Raw genomic sequence first — 16304 nt, forward strand, 5'->3', positions numbered from 1 at the left:
GGTGTTGGGTCAGTGAGAGATCAATCGGCCCAAGCCATCCAGCAAGCGCTTAAGCGCCCCCTGATTAGCCTGCATCACCTTGAGCCCCGCCTGCGCCATCCGGCGTGCATCCTGCGGCAGCTCGAACAGCTGTCGTACCGCCTCGGCCAACCCTTCTGCGTCCTCCACCTCTCGCAACGCACCCGCTTCGCGCATCATCGCGGTGATGTCGAGGAAGTTGAACACGTGGGGGCCCATCATTACCGGCTTGGCCAGCGCCGCCGGTTCCAACGGGTTATGCCCACCGGTCGCCACCAGGCTGCCGCCGACAAAGGCGCTGTCGGCCAAGGCATAGAGAAACAGCAGTTCGCCCATGGTATCGCCGAGCAACACCGACGTTTGTGCGGTAACGGCCTCGCCACTTGAGCGACGCACCGTGGTAAACCCTTGTTGCGTACACAGCTCGAACATCGGGCCGAAGCGCTCTTGATGACGCGGCACCAGGATCAGCAACGCGTTGGGGTAGCTTTCGAGCAGTTGGCGGTGGGCCGCGAGCACCACTTCATCTTCGCCTTCGTGGGTACTGGCAGCGATCCACACCGGACGCTCAGCGGCGCCCCATTGTTCGCGCAGGGCGGCGGCCCGCACCGGCAGCTCGGGGTCGATGGTCAGGTCGAACTTGATCGAGCCGGTAACCTCGACGGTTTCCGGGCGCGCACCCAGGCTCAGGAAACGCTGGGCCTCGGTCTCGGTCTGTACGGCGAACAGGCTCATTTGCGCCAGCATCGGCGCCGTGAGCTTGGCGAAACGCGCATAGCCCTTGGCCGAGCGCGCCGACAGCCGCGCGTTGGCCAACGCCACCGGAATGCCGCGCCGGCCGCAGGCGTGAATATGGTTGGGCCACAACTCGGTCTCCATGATCACCGCCAGCCTGGGCTGTACACGATCCAGAAAACGCTTGGCCGCACAGGGCAAATCGTAAGGCAGGTAGCAATGCTGGATGCGCGGCTCGTTGGCGAACAACGCCTGGATACGCTCGGAACCGGTGGGCGTCATACAGGTGACGGTGATCGGCAGTTGTGGATAACGCTCCAGCAAGCCGCGAATCATCGGCGCGGCGGCAATGCTCTCGCCCACCGATACGGCGTGCACCCAGATCCCACCCGGTCGCATCACCGGCAAGCCATAGGAAAACCGTTCGCCGACGCGCCGGGCATAGGCCGGCGCCTTGCGTGCGCGCAGCCATAGACGTAAGGCCACCAACGGCAGCGCCAGGTAAAACAGACAGCTGTAGAGAGTTCTATTCATGGCGGCGGAGTTTATCGGCTTTTTCAGTCGATCGCCTGCAAGCACTCGGCAAAACGTTTGGCGAGAAAGCGCGCGGCGGGGCCGAGGTGCTCGTCGCGACGCCATACCAGCTCCACCACCAGGGCTGGCGGCGTCCATTCGCTGTCCAGTTCCACCATCTGTTGTTGATAGGTCGGGTACTGCACGATATGCCGTGGCAGCCATGCCCAGCCCAGGCCGCTCATCAGCCATTCGGCCAATACGTAGAAACTGTCGGCGCGCCACACCAGAGGGCTGGCCGCTTCGCTGCCGGGGTAGACACTGGTCTGGGTCGACATCAACAACTGGCGAAACTGGGCCAGGTGCTGGCACGTCACGTACTTCTCCTTGGCCAACGGGTGGTTCACGCCGCACACGGTGACCATCTCCACGCTGCCCACCACCCGCCGCTCCAGAGCCTCGGGGATCTGGTCGTGATAGAACAGCAGACCCAGGTCGGCCTGGCGCTCCACCAACTTGCGCGCCACATCGCCCTGGGCGGCGCTGGACAGCTGTACTTCCAGCAGCGGGTACTGCCCCGCCAATGCCTCAAGACTGTCGAGCACCGGCTGGAACAGCATGGCTTCATCCTGGGCCAGGCGCAGGCAGGCTTCTTCACCGCGGGTCAGTGACAGTGCCCGGCCATTGAGCCGCTCACACTGGCGCAGCACTTCGCGCGCCTCCTCCAGCAACACGCTGCCGGCTTCGGTCAGGCTGGGCTGGCGGCCGCTGCTACGGTCGAACAGGCTCACGCCGAGGTCCGTCTCCAGCATCGCAATCGCGTTGCTGACTGCCGATTGCGCCTTGCGCTGCCCGCGCGCTACCGCTGAAAACGAACGCTGCTCGGCGACGCTGACAAACAAACGCATCTGCTCCAGGTTCCATTGCATGCTCATCCCACAACCCATCTCAATTTCGGATAGGTAATGACTTTACCCCATCTGATAAAACTCTAGAATGCCGGCCTTATCAGATTGCTTTACACCGAGGACTCACCCATGAACGCCGCTTACTGCTACCTGGCCATCGCCATCTGCTCGGAAGTGATCGCCACCGTTTCCATGAAAGCCATCAAGGGCTGGAGCACTCCTATCCCTCTGTTGCTGGTGATCGTCGGCTATGGCGTGGCGTTCTGGATGCTGACCCTGGTGGTGCGTACCGTGCCGGTCGGCGTGGCCTATGCGGTATGGGCGGGGATGGGCATCGTGATGGTGAGCATTGCCGCGCTGTTCATCTACGGGCAGAAGCTGGACCTCCCGGCAATGCTGGGCATGGGTCTGATTGTGCTGGGCGTGGTGGTCATCCAGCTGTTCTCGAAAACCGCCGGGCATTGAGTGTTCACTTGAGACTCAAGTGAACCCAACATTCGCAGTCGCGCCAAAGCTCGACAGCGCCTACGGTGTGCATGGCGTGAGAATGTATACTTGCGGCCTTGTTTAAAAATGAGGTCGCCCATGCCATCCGTTATTTCCACCGACGTGTTGATTGTCGGCGCCGGGGTTGCCGGCCTCTGGCTGAATGCGCGCCTGCGCCGCCAGGGCTTTTCCACGGTAGTGGTGGAAAGCGCCACCCTGGGTGGCGGGCAAAGCGTGAAATCCCAGGGGATTATCCACGGCGGTGCCAAATACGCCCTGCACGGCGCCCTCACCGGCGCCTCCGAAGCGATTGCCGATATGCCGCGCCGCTGGCGTGAAGCCCTGGCCGGTGACGGTGAACTGGACCTGTCCGGCGTGCGTGTACTCTCGCAGGCCCATTACCTGTGGTCCCCTGGCACGATCGCCGGCAACCTCACCAGTTTTTTTGCCAGCAAGGCCGTGCGCGGCCGTGTCGATCAGGTCAAGGGCGACGATCTGCCCCCGGCGCTGCAAGACCGTGGCTTCAAGGGCAAGGTCTATCGACTGGCCGAACTGGTGGTGGACGTACCCAGCGTGATCGAGCGCCTGGCGCAACTGGCCGGTGACGGCTTGCTCGCCGGGCAGCGCATCGAACCCCTGCGCGAAGGCGACACCCTGGTGGGCTTGAAGGTCGATGGCCGCGAGATCCGCGCCCAGCGCATCGTCTTGAGCGCAGGCGGCGGTACCGCCGAGCTGCTCGCCGCCCTGGGCCTGAGCCAGCCCGCCATGCAAAAGCGCCCGCTGCATATGGTCATCGCCAAGGGCCCGGGTTTGAAGCCGCTGTACGCACACTGCCTGGGCGGCGGTACCAAGCCGCGCATCACCGTCACCACGCACCCTGCTGCCGATGGCAACTGGGTGTGGTACATGGGCGGCGACATTGCCGAGGCGGACGGCGTGGCACGCACGTCCGAAGAACAGATCGCCACCGCCCGGAAAGAGCTGGCGCAACTGCTGCCCTGGATCGATATGAGCCAGACCCGGTGGGCTACGCTGCGCGTCGACCGTGCCGAGCCTCTGCAATCGGGCCTGAGCCGTCCCGACAATGCCTTTGTCGCCGAAGAGGGCCGCCTGCTGGTGGGCTGGCCGACCAAGCTGGCGCTGGCGCCGGATTTCGCCGATCGAGTGATCAACAGTCTCGAACGCGACGGTATCCACCCAAGCGCAATGGAGCCTTTGCCCGCCCTGCCAAAACCCGCCATCGGCGTACCAGCCTGGGAGCAACTGTTGCCATGAGCCTGCCGACCTTGCACGACCTGCACCGCCCGCTGGGCAGCACCGGCCTGGTGGTATCGCCACTCGGCCTGGGCACCGTCAAGCTGGGCCGCGACCAGGGTGTGAAATACCCCAGCGGTTTCACCATCCCCGATGATGACGAAGCTCGGATGTTGCTGCGCCAGGCGCGCCAGTTGGGTATCAACCTGATCGATACCGCACCGGCCTATGGCCGCAGTGAAGAACGCCTGGGGCCGCTGCTGCGCGGCCAGCGCAAGGACTGGGTGATTGTCAGCAAGGTCGGTGAAGAGTTCCAAGAGGGCCTGTCACGCCACGATTTCAGCGCAACCCATACCCGCCTGTCCATTGAGCGCAGCTTGAAACGACTTGAAACGGATTTTATCGATCTGGTGCTGGTGCACTCCGACGGCAACGACCTGCACATCCTCAACGACTGTGAGGTTTACCAGACCCTGGCGCAGTTGAAGCAAGAGGGTAAGATTCGCGGTTTCGGCTTCTCCGGCAAAACCGTCGAAGGCGGCGTGAAGGCTCTGGAACAAGGTGATTGCGCGATGGTCACCTACAATCTGAACGAACAGGCGGAAAAAGCCGTCATTGATTATGCGGCGACCCATGGCAAGGGCATTCTGGTCAAAAAGGCCCTGGCCAGCGGCCACGTGTGCCTGGAGCCGGGAGTGGATCCAATACATGCCAGTTTCATGCTGTTGTTTGCGCAAACGGGCGTCGCCAGTGCTATTGTCGGGACCATTAATCCGCTGCACCTGGCCCATAACGTGGCGACCGCTGCCAAGGTCATTCGTCAACTCTGATGCCGCCGACGCGGCCGACCCCGTCGCAAGAAGGAGCCGACATGCCGCGAACGCTCATAAGAAAAAACCCCAACAACTTCAAAACACTGCCGCTGCACGTCGAAGCCACCCCCGAAGGCCTGAGCTACCAGAGCGTGGGCATGCCGCTCAACTTCGCCCAGACCCTGCAGCGGCGCAAGCCGGTAGACGTGCCGGATGCCGAGCGTTTCGCGCTGGAGCTGGCAAACCTGGGAGTGTCGGTGCGACTGACCCTGCACTGGCAAAACAAGGATTACTGGGTGCTGGTGCGCCAACGTCGCCAGGACCGTGGCGATGTGGTGCTCAAGCTGATCTCCGGCTATGTCCCCGCCCACGAACTGAACCTGCCGCTGCACACCGCCATCCAGGAGATTGCCGAGGAATGCCTGCTGGAAACGCCGGAAGGCTGGCTCAGCGGGCGCTTCAACGACACTTGGCTGCCGGCCCCCTACTCCGCCGCGCTGCATTACCGTGAAGCCTTGCCGTTTCGCTTGAGCCCTTTGTCTGGCGCCGCACGCCCGGTACGTTGCGCGACCACCCAACTGATCGAGCGCCCACGGGCCTATGTGCATGTGCCGACCGCGTCGCTGCAACTGATTTATGACTTGCGCCTGGAAGTGCCGAAGGAAGCCAAATCCCTGAGCCTGTTCCATGTGGATGAGCGCCTGGAAGGCGACCAACTGGTGGCACGCCTGGACCGCCAGCGTCCGGACCTGTACCTGATGCCGCTGAAAGATGGCCAGCCGCTCGCCGAGTTGTACACCGTCAAGAAGGACCAACTTTACCCGGCCAGTACACGGGGCTTGTACCTGGCGGAAAGCTTTGCCCAGCAGGAAGGCTGGCTGGTCCGCGATGAGCGCATTCGCTGGAAGGATTGGGTCCGGCAGCAAGGCCTGGCGGAGCCTGAGAAAGACTCGAAATTGAAGCGCCTGACCGGCAAGGCGCGCCAGATGCTGCGCAAGATCGTGCCGAAGAAAAAAGCCAGCCGCTAAGGGCTGGCTCCTACAGGTGAACAGTCAGCCTTTGAGCAACCGCGCCAGGCCAACCGCCAACGGGGTTGGCTCAGGCAACTTGAAGCTGGCCAGCAAACGCTGGTTATTCGCCCGCGAATGCCGAATGTCTCCCGAGCGTGCCGGCCCGTAAGTCACGGCGGGCAACGTACCAATTGCCTCTTCCAGTGCCTGCAGCACCTGCTTGAGGGTAGTAGTGCGGTTCCAGCCGACGTTGATCGCCCCCAAAGGCGTCTCCGGGGCTTCGATGGCCTGCACCAGCACGTCCACCAGGTCTTCCACATACATGAAGTCGCGGGTCTGCTCGCCATCGCCGAATACGGCGATCGGCCTACCCTGTTGTGCACGCTCGCAGAAGATACTGATCACGCCGGAATACGGCGATGACGGGTCCTGGCGTGGCCCGAAGATATTGAAGAAGCGGAAGATCACCGGTTCCAGGCCGTGCTGGCGGCGGTAGAAGTCGAAGTAATGCTCGCCGGCCAACTTGTCGGACGCATAGGGCGTCAACGGCGCCTTGGTGGTCTCTTCGTCAATCGAAGCGCCTTCGCCGTTGTTGCCATATACCGCGGCGCTGGAAGCGAACACCACACGCTTCACGCCCGCCTGGCGCATCGCTTCACAGACATTCAAGGTGCCGACGAAATTGCTCTGGTGCGTGCTGACCGGATCATCTACCGAAGCCTGCACGGAGGCCACCGCCGCCAGATGCACCACCGCTGTGGCACCGACAGCGGCACGCGCCACCAGCCCGGCATCGGCGACATCTCCCTCAAGCAGCTCGACGCGCGGGTTGTCCAGCGGCAGGTTGCTGCGCTTGCCTGTGGACAGGTTATCCAGCACACGCACCGCGTAGCCCTTGGCAAGCAGCGCATCGACCAGGTGCGAGCCAATAAAGCCCGCGCCACCGGTGATCAGGACCAACGGATCAGCCTTACTCATTGTTTCGGATCTTCTCGACAATGGCGGTGGTCGAGCTGTTCTCGACCAGGCCCAGCACTTTGACCTTACCGCCGTAGGCGCTGACGATGTCGGCGCCGACCACCTGGTCGACGGAGTAGTCGCCGCCCTTGACCAGCACGTCCGGCTTGACCTGGGCCAGCAGGTTTTCCGGGGTTGCTTCAGGGAAGCTGATCACCCAGTCCACCGCACCTAACCCCGCCAGTACCGCCATGCGTCGGTCGACGCTGTTGATCGGACGGCCAGGGCCTTTCAGGCGACTGACCGACGCGTCATCGTTGACCGCGACGATCAGTCGATCACCTTGGGCGCGAGCCTGTTCCAGGTAGGTCACATGGCCGGCGTGCAGGATGTCAAAGCAGCCGTTGGTGAACACAATGCTCTCGTTGTGGGCACGGGCATCGTCAATCGCCAGCAGCAATTGCTCGATGCTCAGAACACCACGTTCCGAACCTTCGGAGCGCTGGATGGCACGGCGCAGTTCAGGCGCGCTGATCGCGGCCGTACCCAGCTTGCCGACCACAATGCCCGCCGCCAGGTTGGCCAGGGCCACGGCGTGGGGCAGCTCCTCGCCGGCCGCAATGGAGGCGGCCAGAGTGGAAATCACGGTGTCACCGGCGCCGGTGACGTCGAACACTTCACGGGCACGCGCCGGCAGGTGCATCGCCGGGTGGCCCGGGCGCAGCAGGGTCATGCCGTGCTCCCCACGGGTCACCAGCAAGGCGCCCAGGTCGAGATCGGCCATGAGCGCCGCGCCTTTGGTCACCAGTTCGTGCTCATCGGCGCAGCCGCCGACGATGGCTTCGAACTCGCTGAGATTGGGCGTGATCAGGCTGGCTCCACGATAAATCGAGAAGTCCTTGCCCTTGGGATCGGCCAGTACCGGAATGTTCCGCGCCTTGGCGGCCTGGATCAGTTCCTGGTGGTTCTTCAGGGCGCCTTTGCCGTAGTCGGACAACACCAGCACCTTGATACCTTCGAGCAGTTCGTCGACCTGGCCGCTGAGGGCCTGGGCGTCGGTGGCGAAGGGTTCTTCAAAATCGATACGCAGCAATTGCTGGTGACGGCTCATGACCCGCAGCTTGACGATGGTCGGCTGGTGGGCAATGCGCTGGAACACCGCGCGCACACCGGCACCGCGCAGGCTGTTGGCCAGGCTGTCGGCGGCTTCGTCGTCGCCGGTCACACCGACCAGGGAGGCCGGGGCGCCGAGTGCGGCAATATTGAGGGCAACGTTGGCAGCGCCACCTGGACGGTCTTCGATTTGCTCGACCTTGACTACCGGTACCGGCGCCTCAGGGGAAATCCGTGAGGTACCGCCATGCCAGTAACGGTCGAGCATGACATCGCCGACCACCAAGACAGGGGCTTGATCGAATCGCGGCATGGACAACTTCATGGAGCAACCCACATACAAAATGAACAGGGGCGCGATATTAGCACAGGGTGAGCGCCGCCTAGTTCGAGAGCTTTATCCGCGATGCATCAGGCACAAAAACTGATCATTTTTTAAACAAAACCGCCAGGATCTGCGCCACGGCTTCGGCCAGCTCGACCTTATCGGTATTGATTTCGCAGTCGGCCGCAAGCGGCGCCTCATAGGGGCTGTCCAAGCCGGTGAACGCCTTGATGCGCCCGTCCAGTGCCGCGCGGTACAAGCCCTTGGGATCGCGCTGGGCACACACGTCAAAGGGTGTGCTGATGTAAATCTCAAAGAATTGCTCCGGCCCGAACAGAGCCCTGGCGGTCGCCCGATCGACACTGAATGGCGAGATCGCCGAAACAATGACAATCAAACCTGCGTCCACCATCAGCCGCGCCACTTCGCCGATACGCCGGATGTTTTCCTTGCGCGCCGCATCGCTCATGCCCAGGTCATTGCACAGCCCCGCGCGCAAGTTATCGCCATCAAGCACGAAGGTGTGCCGCCCCTGCTCGTTGAGTTGCACTTCCAGGGCATTGGCCAGGGTCGACTTGCCGGACCCGGACAGCCCCGTCAGCCATACGCAGCAGGGCTGCTGGTACTTGAGCGCCGCCCTCGCCGCCACCGACAACGATAGGGCAAAGGGACGGATGGCAGCGCAATCGCCAGCCAGCAACTGGCTATTCATAACCTAACACCTCGTAGTCACGTTGATAGGCACGCCTGACCAGACGGCGCGTGCGCGAGGAGCAAAAGTCCCTGACCGGTTCGTGGCGACGCCCCAGTGAAACATTCAGATGTGGCAGGGATGAGTCCACGCCGAGGCGTTCGCACAGGTGCTGGAAGTCTTGCTGCAAAGACTCCTGGCGCCCGAGAAATTCCATGGCCATCTGGCCCATGTGATCGACCAGGAAGTCCGTCTGGGGAGCGAAGTGCAATTGGCGTCGCAGGTTGTCCGGGTGCAGCCAGCCGGCAACGAAATGGTCGAAGTCACGGTAGCTGGAAACCAGCGCCTGGGCTTGCAGGTCGCGAGGGCCCATGGCGTTGCCGCGCAAATAGGTATAGGCCGAGTAGGCACGCTCCAGCGGGTCACGTACGAAAGCAAATTTGAAGCTGCGCTCGCAGTGCTGGGGAAATTGCTGCTCATACCAGTAATACGGCAAATGCCCCGGCCAGCGCCCATCGAGAAGTGCCGAACACACGCTGCTGCCGGCGCATTTGGGCACATGGATAAACACGCACTGGTGTCGTTCGAAAGCCGGGTTAAGCGTTGCCACCCCAGACAGGGATTTGTTCACCGCCTGGCGATCCACCACCGACAAACGCCCCAGCAGAAACACCCTCTGGTGTTTGGGAAGCAGTTTCCACAGTAGACGTTGCAACATTCCAATACTCACGTAAGAAGGTTAGCCCTCTCGTTCGTCATTCGAATCGAGAAGGCCAACATAACAAACGATGGGCGCTGGATTATTTGGCTTTGGTCAAGCCCTGTAACGGGCCTGATACAAACACGGGGGCGCATTGCGCGCCCCGGCTGGTCAGGTGATGTTCGCCGTGACCGGCTCGTCCAGCCCCATGGCGTGCAGGCGCGAGTAGTAGCCGCCCATGGCCAGCAGTTCGAGATGTGTCCCGCGCTCGACAATTTCACCGTGGTCCATCACCAGAATCAGGTCGGCTTTCTCGATGGTGGACAAGCGGTGCGCAATCACGAGGGTGGTGCGACCTTTCATGACCTTGTCCAGCGCAGCCTGGATATGCCGCTCGGACTCGGTGTCCAGGGCCGAAGTCGCCTCATCGAGGATCAGCAGCGGGGCATTTTTCAGCAGGGCCCGGGCGATCGCCAGGCGCTGACGTTGACCACCGGAAAGCAGCACGCCGTTTTCACCGACTTCGGTGTCCAGGCCTTTTGGCAGCTCGGAGATGAAGTCCATGGCGTAGGCGTCGGCGGCGGCTTTCTCGATGTCGGCACGCGGTGCATCCGCGAGGTCGCCGTAAGCGATGTTGTTGGCCACGGTGTCGTTGAACAAGGTCACATGCTGGGTCACCTGGGCCACGTGACGACGCAGGTTACGCAGGCGGTAGTCTTCGATCTCGACCTCGTCCAACAGGATTTCCCCGGTTTCGTGATGGTAAAAACGCGGGATCAGGCTGGCCAGGGTCGACTTGCCGCTGCCCGAACGCCCGACCAGGGCGATCATCTGCCCGGGGGCTGCGCTGAAACTGATGTTCTTGAGCACCTCACGCTCCGTACCCGGGTAGGTGAAGCTCAGGTTGCGCACGTCCAGGCGACCGCTGACGCGATCGCGCTCCACAGTGCCGCTGTCGACTTCGGGCTCTTCATCCAGCTGTTCGAAGATACTCTCGGCACCGGCCACGCCCTTCTGGATGGTCGAGCTGACTTCCGACAGCTGGCGAATCGGCTTGGGCAGCAGGCCCGCAGCCGTAATGTAGGCCACCAGGTCACCTGCGGTGGCTTCACCGCGCAACAGCAGCACCAGGAACATCAACGCGGCCATGGCCGTGTAGATCACCAGTTGCAGCATCGGCGTATAGACCGCACCGGTCTTGTTCATGCGCAGTTGCTTGTCGGTATTGCCCTGGCTGGCGGCGGCAAATCGACGCTCCTCGTAGCCTTCGCCACCGAAGCTGCGTACCACGCGGTAGCCCTGGATGGTCTCGGAGGCGACATGGGTAACGTCGCCCATTGCCACCTGGATTTTCTTGCTCTGCTTGCGGAATTTCTTGCTGGTGCTGCCGACCATGATCGCGATCAGCGGCAGGATTGCCAGCATTACCAAGGTCAGCTTCCAGTTCATCCACAGCAGGTAGCCGAACAGGAACACCACCGTCAGGCCTTCGCGGATCACCACCTTGATTGCATCGGTGGCCGCACCGGTGACCATGGTCACGTTGAAGGTGATACGGGAAATCAGGTGCCCGGAGTTGTGGGTATCGAAATAGCGGTTAGGCAATACCAGCAGCTTGTTGAACAGCTGGACCCGCAGGTCATGCACCAGCCCCAAGGAAACCTTGGCCAGGTAGTAGTTGCCCAGGAAAGACCCCAGCCCCTGCCACGCGGCGATCAGGATGATCAGCAGCGGCACGGCCATCAGCAACTTCAGGTCCTTGAACAACGGGATGTTGGGCAGGAACACCACATCGGGGTTGCTCAAGCCATCGACGAAGTACTTGAGAATCCCGGCAAGCATTGGCTGGGTCGAAGCGAAGATCACGAAGCCCACGATACTCAGCAGGAACATGCCGAGGTACGGTTTCACATAGCCCAGCAACCGGAAATAGATTTTCAGGCTGGATTCCTGGTCCGCTTTGGGCGGTGCGTCACTCATGTGTCGAGCTCACTGGTTGGGTAGGACGCGAACTTTATCACACGCGTCGGGTTTGGCCCGAGCCCAGACCAAAACACTGGACATGGCAATCGGCAGCCAGGAGATAAACCACTCGGCCCGCGGCGTGCCGGTCAGGCTGGCGGCATCGAACTGCATGGCCAGGAACGAAAACACCCACATGCCGATGACGCCCTTGCCATAGAGCGTGTCGCGGGCCTTCCAGGCCTGCCACAGCACACCGAACCACAGGCAGCTCCACAGCAGCAGGCCCGGCAGGCCCAACTCGATGCTCACGTGAGTGAACAGGTTGTGGGAGTGATCAAAAAAGAGGTTATCGGCAAATACCTTGTAGTCCCCGCCCAGCCCCAGGCCGGTCCACGGGCGCTCGCTGATCATCTGCACGGCGGCCATGAAGATCTGCGGGCGGTAAGACACACCACGGGCCAGCATCAGGGACTGCATGGCGAAGAACACCGCTAGCGCCGCGATGACCGCGCCAATGGCAATCACCGTGCTACGGCGGTCACGGCACCAGGCGGGCATTGCCACCACAGTCAGCAACAAGGCCAGTGCGGCACCACGGCTTTGGCTCAACACCACGAAAAGCCCGAGAAAACCGATAGACAGCACCCACGCCACTTGCATCCAACGACCACGGGGCAACCAGTGCAACAGCCAAACCGCAGCCAGGCCAATCACGTAGGCGCCCAATATCGGGTGGGACAACTGCCCTAAACCTTCGAGGCGGGCATTCCAGGCATTCTGCTCAAAGCCATAGAACTTGATGATCGCCACCAGCGACGACACGGCAAGCCCGAAGCCGCCCCACTGCATCACACGAATGACGCCTTCAGTTCGACCACACGCAAACACCGGGAAGAACAGCAGGAACACGCCGATGTACAGCAGACGCTTGGCCTCGCGCGACGGGTCTTGGGCGTTGGTCCACAACAGACTGATCGCCCCCCAGACGGCAAGCGCGGCGACCATCAGGCACAGCCAGCGCTGTTCGCGCCAGACTTCCTTGAGACGCTCACGGGCCGACCAGGCAAACACCATCGCCGGCAACCACAGAAACAGTGTCAAACCCTGTTGATAAATCTTATTGGTCGGGGCAAAAGCAATCGCCAACAAAAACCAAAGTAACCCGAAAATCATCCATACCTGCGCCCAACGACTTGCTTGCATCACCCGCTCCTGAATACGTTCAACCCGCCAACCCGGCATGGTTAAAACCCAAAACTTTCGGCATTATTACCGACCACTGTGCCCGCGACTCCCACAAGGCTTTCCGACGATGCAATGTTCAAGGCTTTCCCAAGCCGATTTAACCGCGATGATTGAAGGTGCCAAAATCCTGGAACAGGACAGCTATGGCCCCAAAGTCTACCTGCTGACCGACGGGAATATCCTCAAACTGTTTCGTCGCAAGCGCCTGCTTTCGTCCGCGCTGTTTCGCCCGTACTCCAAGCGTTTCATCGACAATGTGGCGCAGTTGCAACAGCGCGGCATCCCGACCATGACCGTGCTCGCGTTCTTTCAACTGACGAGGCCCGGCATGACCGCCGTACTCTACCGTCCTTTGCCGGGCGAAACGCTGCGCCAGATTTCCAATCGTGAAGGCTTTGACTGGCACACGAACCTCGACCCGCTCGTGGCCCTTATTCGCCGTCTGCATGGCGCGGGCATCTACTTCCGCTCGTTGCACCTGGGCAATATTGTCGTGACACCGGACAATGAAATGGGCCTGATCGACGTGGCCGACATGCGTTTCCTGCGCGCGCCCTTGAACCCGGAATTGGCAAGGCGCAACCTGCAACACTTCGCTCGCTATATTGCGCGCGAGAAGCTGAACGAGCGCTTTCCAATGCAAGCACTGGAGCAAGCGCTGCTAGCAGCATGAGAACAGCCGCCGGGTGGTTTCAGTGAAATCATTCCAGGCCTGCTCCGGCGCCAACGCCCGCGACTGAGCTTCGACTACCTGCTCGCCGGAACTCACGAACGCACGGGTCAGGAGGTCAGCCCAGGACGCGGTGCTGTCTACGGGCGCGTACCAGCCGGCATCACCCAGTTGTTCACGGAACACCGCCAGCTCACTGGTCAGTACCGGCACGCCAGCCATCACCGCCTCTTGCAGGATCAACCCCAGGCCCTCTTCCGTCGACGGAATGGCGACCCAGTCAAACGCCCGATAAAGGGTCGCCGCCTCAGGAAGATGCCCCGGCAAGGACACCTTGTCGCGCAAGCCAAGCGCCTCGATACGCGCCTCAAGCCTGGGTCTTGCCGGCCCCTCGCCGACGATCACCAGGCGCGCCCCCGGCTGATCGGCCGTTGCACTGGCAAAGGCTTCCAGCAAACAGCCAAACCCCTTGCCGTCTACCAACCGACCTACCGCACCCACCACCGGTGAGCTCTCCAACGGCAAGTCCAGACAGGAGCGAGCCTGCTCACGGGAAAGCGCTGCGGCACGAAACACAGCAGGATCGAAGGCACTGCGCAACACCGCCACGGGCCGTTGCAGGTAACGTTCAAGGGAGCTGGCGAGGGTTTGCGACACGGCCGCCAGCGTCAGTTGCGACGCTGGGAACTGCTCGAAGAGCTTGTGATCAGCTTTGCGCAAGCGCGTGACACCATGAAAAATCACCACTGCCCGCACCTGCGGCAGGTGCTTGAGCACCGGTAGAAGCACCCGCGCGACACCGATGCCATCAAGCAGCACAACCTGCACATCTTCAGGCAGGGCCTTCTGGAAGCGCGCGCGCATCCAGGGCATCAGCCACTTCCACAGGTGCCGCCCTTTGAGCCTGGCAGACGAGAGGTTCCACTCGACGGCCTGTTCGACCAGGCCATCGCTACCAACCGCACTGCCCTGAAGCAACCAGGTGTGAATCGGCACGTCGCCGTCGGCATGGGACAATATTTGCTGATGAACCTTCTGCACCGAAGCAAATGCAGAGCCACCAGCCCACATGATGTTGAGAATACTCATCGAAAAAACCTTATGCGGCGTTGGTAGAGCTCGTCGTATTTACTGGTGGATCAACCAGCCGATACCAACCCCCAGGATCAGCATGAGCACCAGCTTGATCCGCTCTCGCCGCTTGCGCCGCGCCTTGGTCAAGCGCTCTGCTGCCGTCGCCACATGCAAACCAAAACCGGTGTGCAAAACGGCATCACCTTCCAGGGTAACCGCGGGCAGGTTCAACTGCGCGTAACGCCTGGAAAGCCCCTTCTCACCTTCAAAACCGGCATAGGGCGCACATAACCAATATTCCTTGATACGCCGCAGGCCCGGGTTCAGCGAAAACCCCTGCCAGTCAGGCTTATCGGACAGCAAGGGATAACAAGGCACCCCACCAATCACCTCACGCGCCCCCAGATGGATATAGGGACTGTGCACCTGTAAATCGTAAACGTAATTACGCAACCAGACCTGCAGAATATCGGGGCGTTGCTCCAGGACCGTCTTGGAATCCTCGACAAAACCGGGTCGATAAAACGCCCAATCATCTTCGCAATGGAATATGTACGGGGTCTTGACCAACCCATAGGCCAAGTCGATGGATGCCAATTGCCCCAGCTTCGGACGGTTGATCAAGAACGTACAATGGCCGAGCCAATGCTCAGGAATCGCCAGGCGTACCGCGTCATCGCCAGAGTCTTCGGTAATGAAGACTTCGCGGATGGTCGCTGTATTGAACAGATCGAAGCTCGCGAGCGTGCGCTTCAACAAATCGAAGCGACCACAACTGGTCACGACGAGCGTTATATCGCTTTGAGGGGAGAACTGCATTCAAGCCTCGAAATATCATAAGGCCACCAGACGCGGCCACTGGCAGATATCAAACGCCTAGTTTCAAGCGCAATGTTTCCAGCAAACTCAACGGTGCTCGGGGACGCAGCGGCGGCTCCAGGGCCTCGACAATGCGCTGGCCGATGCGCGCAAAGCTGAACTGGCTGACCGCGAGGTCTTGCCCGTTGCGCGCAATCTCGGCCGCCAGTTGAGGATTTGATCGCAATGCGGCGAGTTTTTCCTGCAACTGGGGAATGTCTTTGTAGAACACCACATTGACCATGTCCTTGAAGCCAAGGGCTTGGTTTTCCCCGGCCCCCTGGTCAAACGCCAACAGCACACAACCACAGGCCATGGCCTCGAAGTTCTTGATCATATACTCGCCCATGCCCACGTCGGCACTGACGAAAAACCGAATCCGGTTGAGGGTCGTGCAATATTCCTCACCCGATTTGGTGCGCGTGACCACCAAAGGTTCAACGCGGGCCAACTCATCGAGCAACGCCTTGCGACCGCTATAGGCCACGCTGTTGGTGCTGCCGACAAATGCCAGCTCAATGTCACGCTCCAACCCCTGGGCCTGCAACAGCGCCTGATCGTAGCCCTTGGGCACGAACACCGCATCAAAGCCCTCGGCGCGCAGGCGCTCGGTCACCATATACCCCGAGCTGATGATCCGGGCCCACGGCAAGCGACGGTAATGGGCACTGAACTTGCCCGTGTACTTGCAGGGAATGTAGTTCTGGTAGGCGTCGTGTTCGAGGATCACCAGGTTCGGGATCGTACGGATAAAGCCGGCCTGGCGAATTTCCTGCTTGAACCGCAGGAAAAACACGATGCGGTCATAACGGGTCACGTCGACTTCGCGCCTGAAGTAAGCGCGCAGGTTGCGCTGATCAGCGCTACTCAGCCAACGCGTATCACACTCGCAGTGCTCGGCGATGCCTTCGTACAGGCGATCCAGAATCGCGCGCTGTTCTTTCTGTACCAGAAACAAAACTTTCATGAC

General features: G+C 61.3%; 16 protein-coding genes. 5 read left to right on the forward strand and 11 right to left on the reverse strand.

All coding sequences use genetic code 11. The annotated features are described in order from the left end of the window. Positions 1–9 precede the first annotated feature (9 nt). Together waaA and HDC32_RS21875 are read right to left on the reverse strand one after the other, a co-directional pair. Positions 10–1287: a lipid IV(A) 3-deoxy-D-manno-octulosonic acid transferase gene (waaA, locus tag HDC32_RS21870; protein ID WP_184745411.1), complete on the reverse strand. Its 1278-nt coding sequence runs from the start codon at positions 1285–1287 to the stop codon at positions 10–12. 23 nt (positions 1288–1310) lie between these two features. Continuing rightward, entirely contained in the window at positions 1311–2201 is an 891-nt protein-coding gene (locus tag HDC32_RS21875) for a LysR family transcriptional regulator (protein ID WP_131696792.1), read from the reverse strand. 102 nt (positions 2202–2303) lie between these two features. Here HDC32_RS21875 and HDC32_RS21880 point away from each other — a divergent pair, with 102 nt between their 5' ends. The 4 genes from HDC32_RS21880 (at position 2304) to HDC32_RS21895 (ending at position 5754) form a co-directional block, all read left to right on the forward strand. Beyond that, entirely contained in the window at positions 2304–2639 is a 336-nt protein-coding gene (locus HDC32_RS21880; RefSeq protein WP_074848568.1) for a multidrug efflux SMR transporter, read from the forward strand. Between the two features lie 120 nt (positions 2640–2759). Then, positions 2760–3935 (forward strand): NAD(P)/FAD-dependent oxidoreductase, encoded by a 1176-nt coding sequence (locus tag HDC32_RS21885; protein ID WP_131696793.1) that lies wholly within the window; start codon positions 2760–2762, stop codon positions 3933–3935. Then, complete coding sequence (locus HDC32_RS21890) at positions 3932–4744, forward strand: aldo/keto reductase (RefSeq protein WP_184745413.1); 813 nt, start codon at positions 3932–3934, stop codon at positions 4742–4744. The genes HDC32_RS21885 and HDC32_RS21890 overlap by 4 nt, the downstream gene beginning before the upstream one ends. Before the next feature lie 41 nt (positions 4745–4785). After that, positions 4786–5754: a metal ABC transporter ATPase gene (locus HDC32_RS21895; RefSeq protein ID WP_131696795.1), complete on the forward strand. Its 969-nt coding sequence runs from the start codon at positions 4786–4788 to the stop codon at positions 5752–5754. 24 nt (positions 5755–5778) lie between these two features. On the opposite strand, the gene HDC32_RS21900 is transcribed toward HDC32_RS21895, so the two are convergent. The 6 genes from HDC32_RS21900 to HDC32_RS21925 all read right to left on the reverse strand — a co-directional run bounded on the left by HDC32_RS21900 (position 5779) and on the right by HDC32_RS21925 (position 12690). Continuing rightward, positions 5779–6714 carry an NAD-dependent epimerase/dehydratase family protein gene (locus tag HDC32_RS21900; RefSeq protein ID WP_184745415.1) on the reverse strand — a complete coding sequence of 312 codons (936 nt, stop codon included), beginning with the start codon at positions 6712–6714 and terminating at the stop codon, positions 5779–5781. Then, positions 6707–8131 (reverse strand): bifunctional D-glycero-beta-D-manno-heptose-7-phosphate kinase/D-glycero-beta-D-manno-heptose 1-phosphate adenylyltransferase HldE, encoded by a 1425-nt coding sequence (gene hldE, locus HDC32_RS21905; RefSeq protein ID WP_131696797.1) that lies wholly within the window; start codon positions 8129–8131, stop codon positions 6707–6709. Before hldE ends, HDC32_RS21900 begins: the two co-directional genes overlap by 8 nt. A gap of 103 nt (positions 8132–8234) precedes the next feature. Further along, positions 8235–8843, reverse strand: coding sequence for an adenylyl-sulfate kinase (gene cysC / locus HDC32_RS21910; RefSeq protein ID WP_184745417.1), 609 nt, complete (start codon positions 8841–8843; stop codon positions 8235–8237). Then, complete coding sequence (locus HDC32_RS21915) at positions 8836–9540, reverse strand: sulfotransferase family 2 domain-containing protein (protein ID WP_131696799.1); 705 nt, start codon at positions 9538–9540, stop codon at positions 8836–8838. The genes cysC and HDC32_RS21915 overlap by 8 nt, the downstream gene beginning before the upstream one ends. A 153-nt stretch (positions 9541–9693) precedes the next feature. After that, positions 9694–11502, reverse strand: coding sequence for a lipid A export permease/ATP-binding protein MsbA (gene msbA, locus HDC32_RS21920; RefSeq protein ID WP_131696800.1), 1809 nt, complete (start codon positions 11500–11502; stop codon positions 9694–9696). Between the two features lie 9 nt (positions 11503–11511). Further along, positions 11512–12690 (reverse strand): O-antigen ligase, encoded by a 1179-nt coding sequence (locus tag HDC32_RS21925; RefSeq protein WP_131696801.1) that lies wholly within the window; start codon positions 12688–12690, stop codon positions 11512–11514. 148 nt (positions 12691–12838) lie between these two features. Between HDC32_RS21925 and HDC32_RS21930 the strand changes: the two genes are divergently transcribed. After that, complete coding sequence (locus tag HDC32_RS21930; RefSeq protein ID WP_178116734.1) at positions 12839–13405, forward strand: toluene tolerance protein; 567 nt, start codon at positions 12839–12841, stop codon at positions 13403–13405. Here HDC32_RS21930 and HDC32_RS21935 read toward each other — a convergent pair. The 3 genes from HDC32_RS21935 to HDC32_RS21945 are packed head-to-tail and all read right to left on the reverse strand — an operon-like array spanning position 13394 to position 16301. Continuing rightward, entirely contained in the window at positions 13394–14491 is a 1098-nt protein-coding gene (locus tag HDC32_RS21935; RefSeq protein WP_131696802.1) for a glycosyltransferase, read from the reverse strand. The genes HDC32_RS21930 and HDC32_RS21935 overlap by 12 nt on opposite strands. Positions 14492–14530: 39 nt before the next feature. Then, positions 14531–15295 carry a glycosyltransferase family 2 protein gene (locus HDC32_RS21940; protein WP_131696803.1) on the reverse strand — a complete coding sequence of 255 codons (765 nt, stop codon included), beginning with the start codon at positions 15293–15295 and terminating at the stop codon, positions 14531–14533. Between the two features lie 49 nt (positions 15296–15344). After that, a complete protein-coding gene (locus HDC32_RS21945) occupies positions 15345–16301 on the reverse strand; it encodes a glycosyltransferase (protein ID WP_184745419.1) in 957 nt (318 codons plus the stop codon). Between the last annotated feature and the right edge of the window lie 3 nt (positions 16302–16304).

The sequence above is a fragment of the Pseudomonas sp. JAI120 genome (assembly GCF_014207255.1).
Classification (GTDB): Bacteria; Pseudomonadota; Gammaproteobacteria; order Pseudomonadales; family Pseudomonadaceae; genus Aquipseudomonas.

Excerpts from the sequence above, each read along its gene's own strand:
- waaA (WP_184745411.1), bottom strand. The coding sequence starts at position 1,287 with ATGAATAGAACTCTCTACAGCTGTCTGTTTTACCTGGCGCTGCCGTTG.
- HDC32_RS21875 (WP_131696792.1), bottom strand. The coding sequence starts at position 2,201 with ATGAGCATGCAATGGAACCTGGAGCAGATGCGTTTGTTTGTCAGCGTC.
- HDC32_RS21880 (WP_074848568.1), top strand. The coding sequence starts at position 2,304 with ATGAACGCCGCTTACTGCTACCTGGCCATCGCCATCTGCTCGGAAGTG.
- HDC32_RS21885 (WP_131696793.1), top strand. The coding sequence starts at position 2,760 with ATGCCATCCGTTATTTCCACCGACGTGTTGATTGTCGGCGCCGGGGTT.
- HDC32_RS21890 (WP_184745413.1), top strand. The coding sequence starts at position 3,932 with ATGAGCCTGCCGACCTTGCACGACCTGCACCGCCCGCTGGGCAGCACC.
- HDC32_RS21895 (WP_131696795.1), top strand. The coding sequence starts at position 4,786 with ATGCCGCGAACGCTCATAAGAAAAAACCCCAACAACTTCAAAACACTG.
- HDC32_RS21900 (WP_184745415.1), bottom strand. The coding sequence starts at position 6,714 with ATGAGTAAGGCTGATCCGTTGGTCCTGATCACCGGTGGCGCGGGCTTT.
- hldE (WP_131696797.1), bottom strand. The coding sequence starts at position 8,131 with ATGAAGTTGTCCATGCCGCGATTCGATCAAGCCCCTGTCTTGGTGGTC.
- cysC (WP_184745417.1), bottom strand. The coding sequence starts at position 8,843 with ATGAATAGCCAGTTGCTGGCTGGCGATTGCGCTGCCATCCGTCCCTTT.
- HDC32_RS21915 (WP_131696799.1), bottom strand. The coding sequence starts at position 9,540 with ATGTTGCAACGTCTACTGTGGAAACTGCTTCCCAAACACCAGAGGGTG.
- msbA (WP_131696800.1), bottom strand. The coding sequence starts at position 11,502 with ATGAGTGACGCACCGCCCAAAGCGGACCAGGAATCCAGCCTGAAAATC.
- HDC32_RS21925 (WP_131696801.1), bottom strand. The coding sequence starts at position 12,690 with ATGCAAGCAAGTCGTTGGGCGCAGGTATGGATGATTTTCGGGTTACTT.
- HDC32_RS21930 (WP_178116734.1), top strand. The coding sequence starts at position 12,839 with ATGATTGAAGGTGCCAAAATCCTGGAACAGGACAGCTATGGCCCCAAA.
- HDC32_RS21935 (WP_131696802.1), bottom strand. The coding sequence starts at position 14,491 with ATGAGTATTCTCAACATCATGTGGGCTGGTGGCTCTGCATTTGCTTCG.
- HDC32_RS21940 (WP_131696803.1), bottom strand. The coding sequence starts at position 15,295 with ATGCAGTTCTCCCCTCAAAGCGATATAACGCTCGTCGTGACCAGTTGT.
- HDC32_RS21945 (WP_184745419.1), bottom strand. The coding sequence starts at position 16,301 with ATGAAAGTTTTGTTTCTGGTACAGAAAGAACAGCGCGCGATTCTGGAT.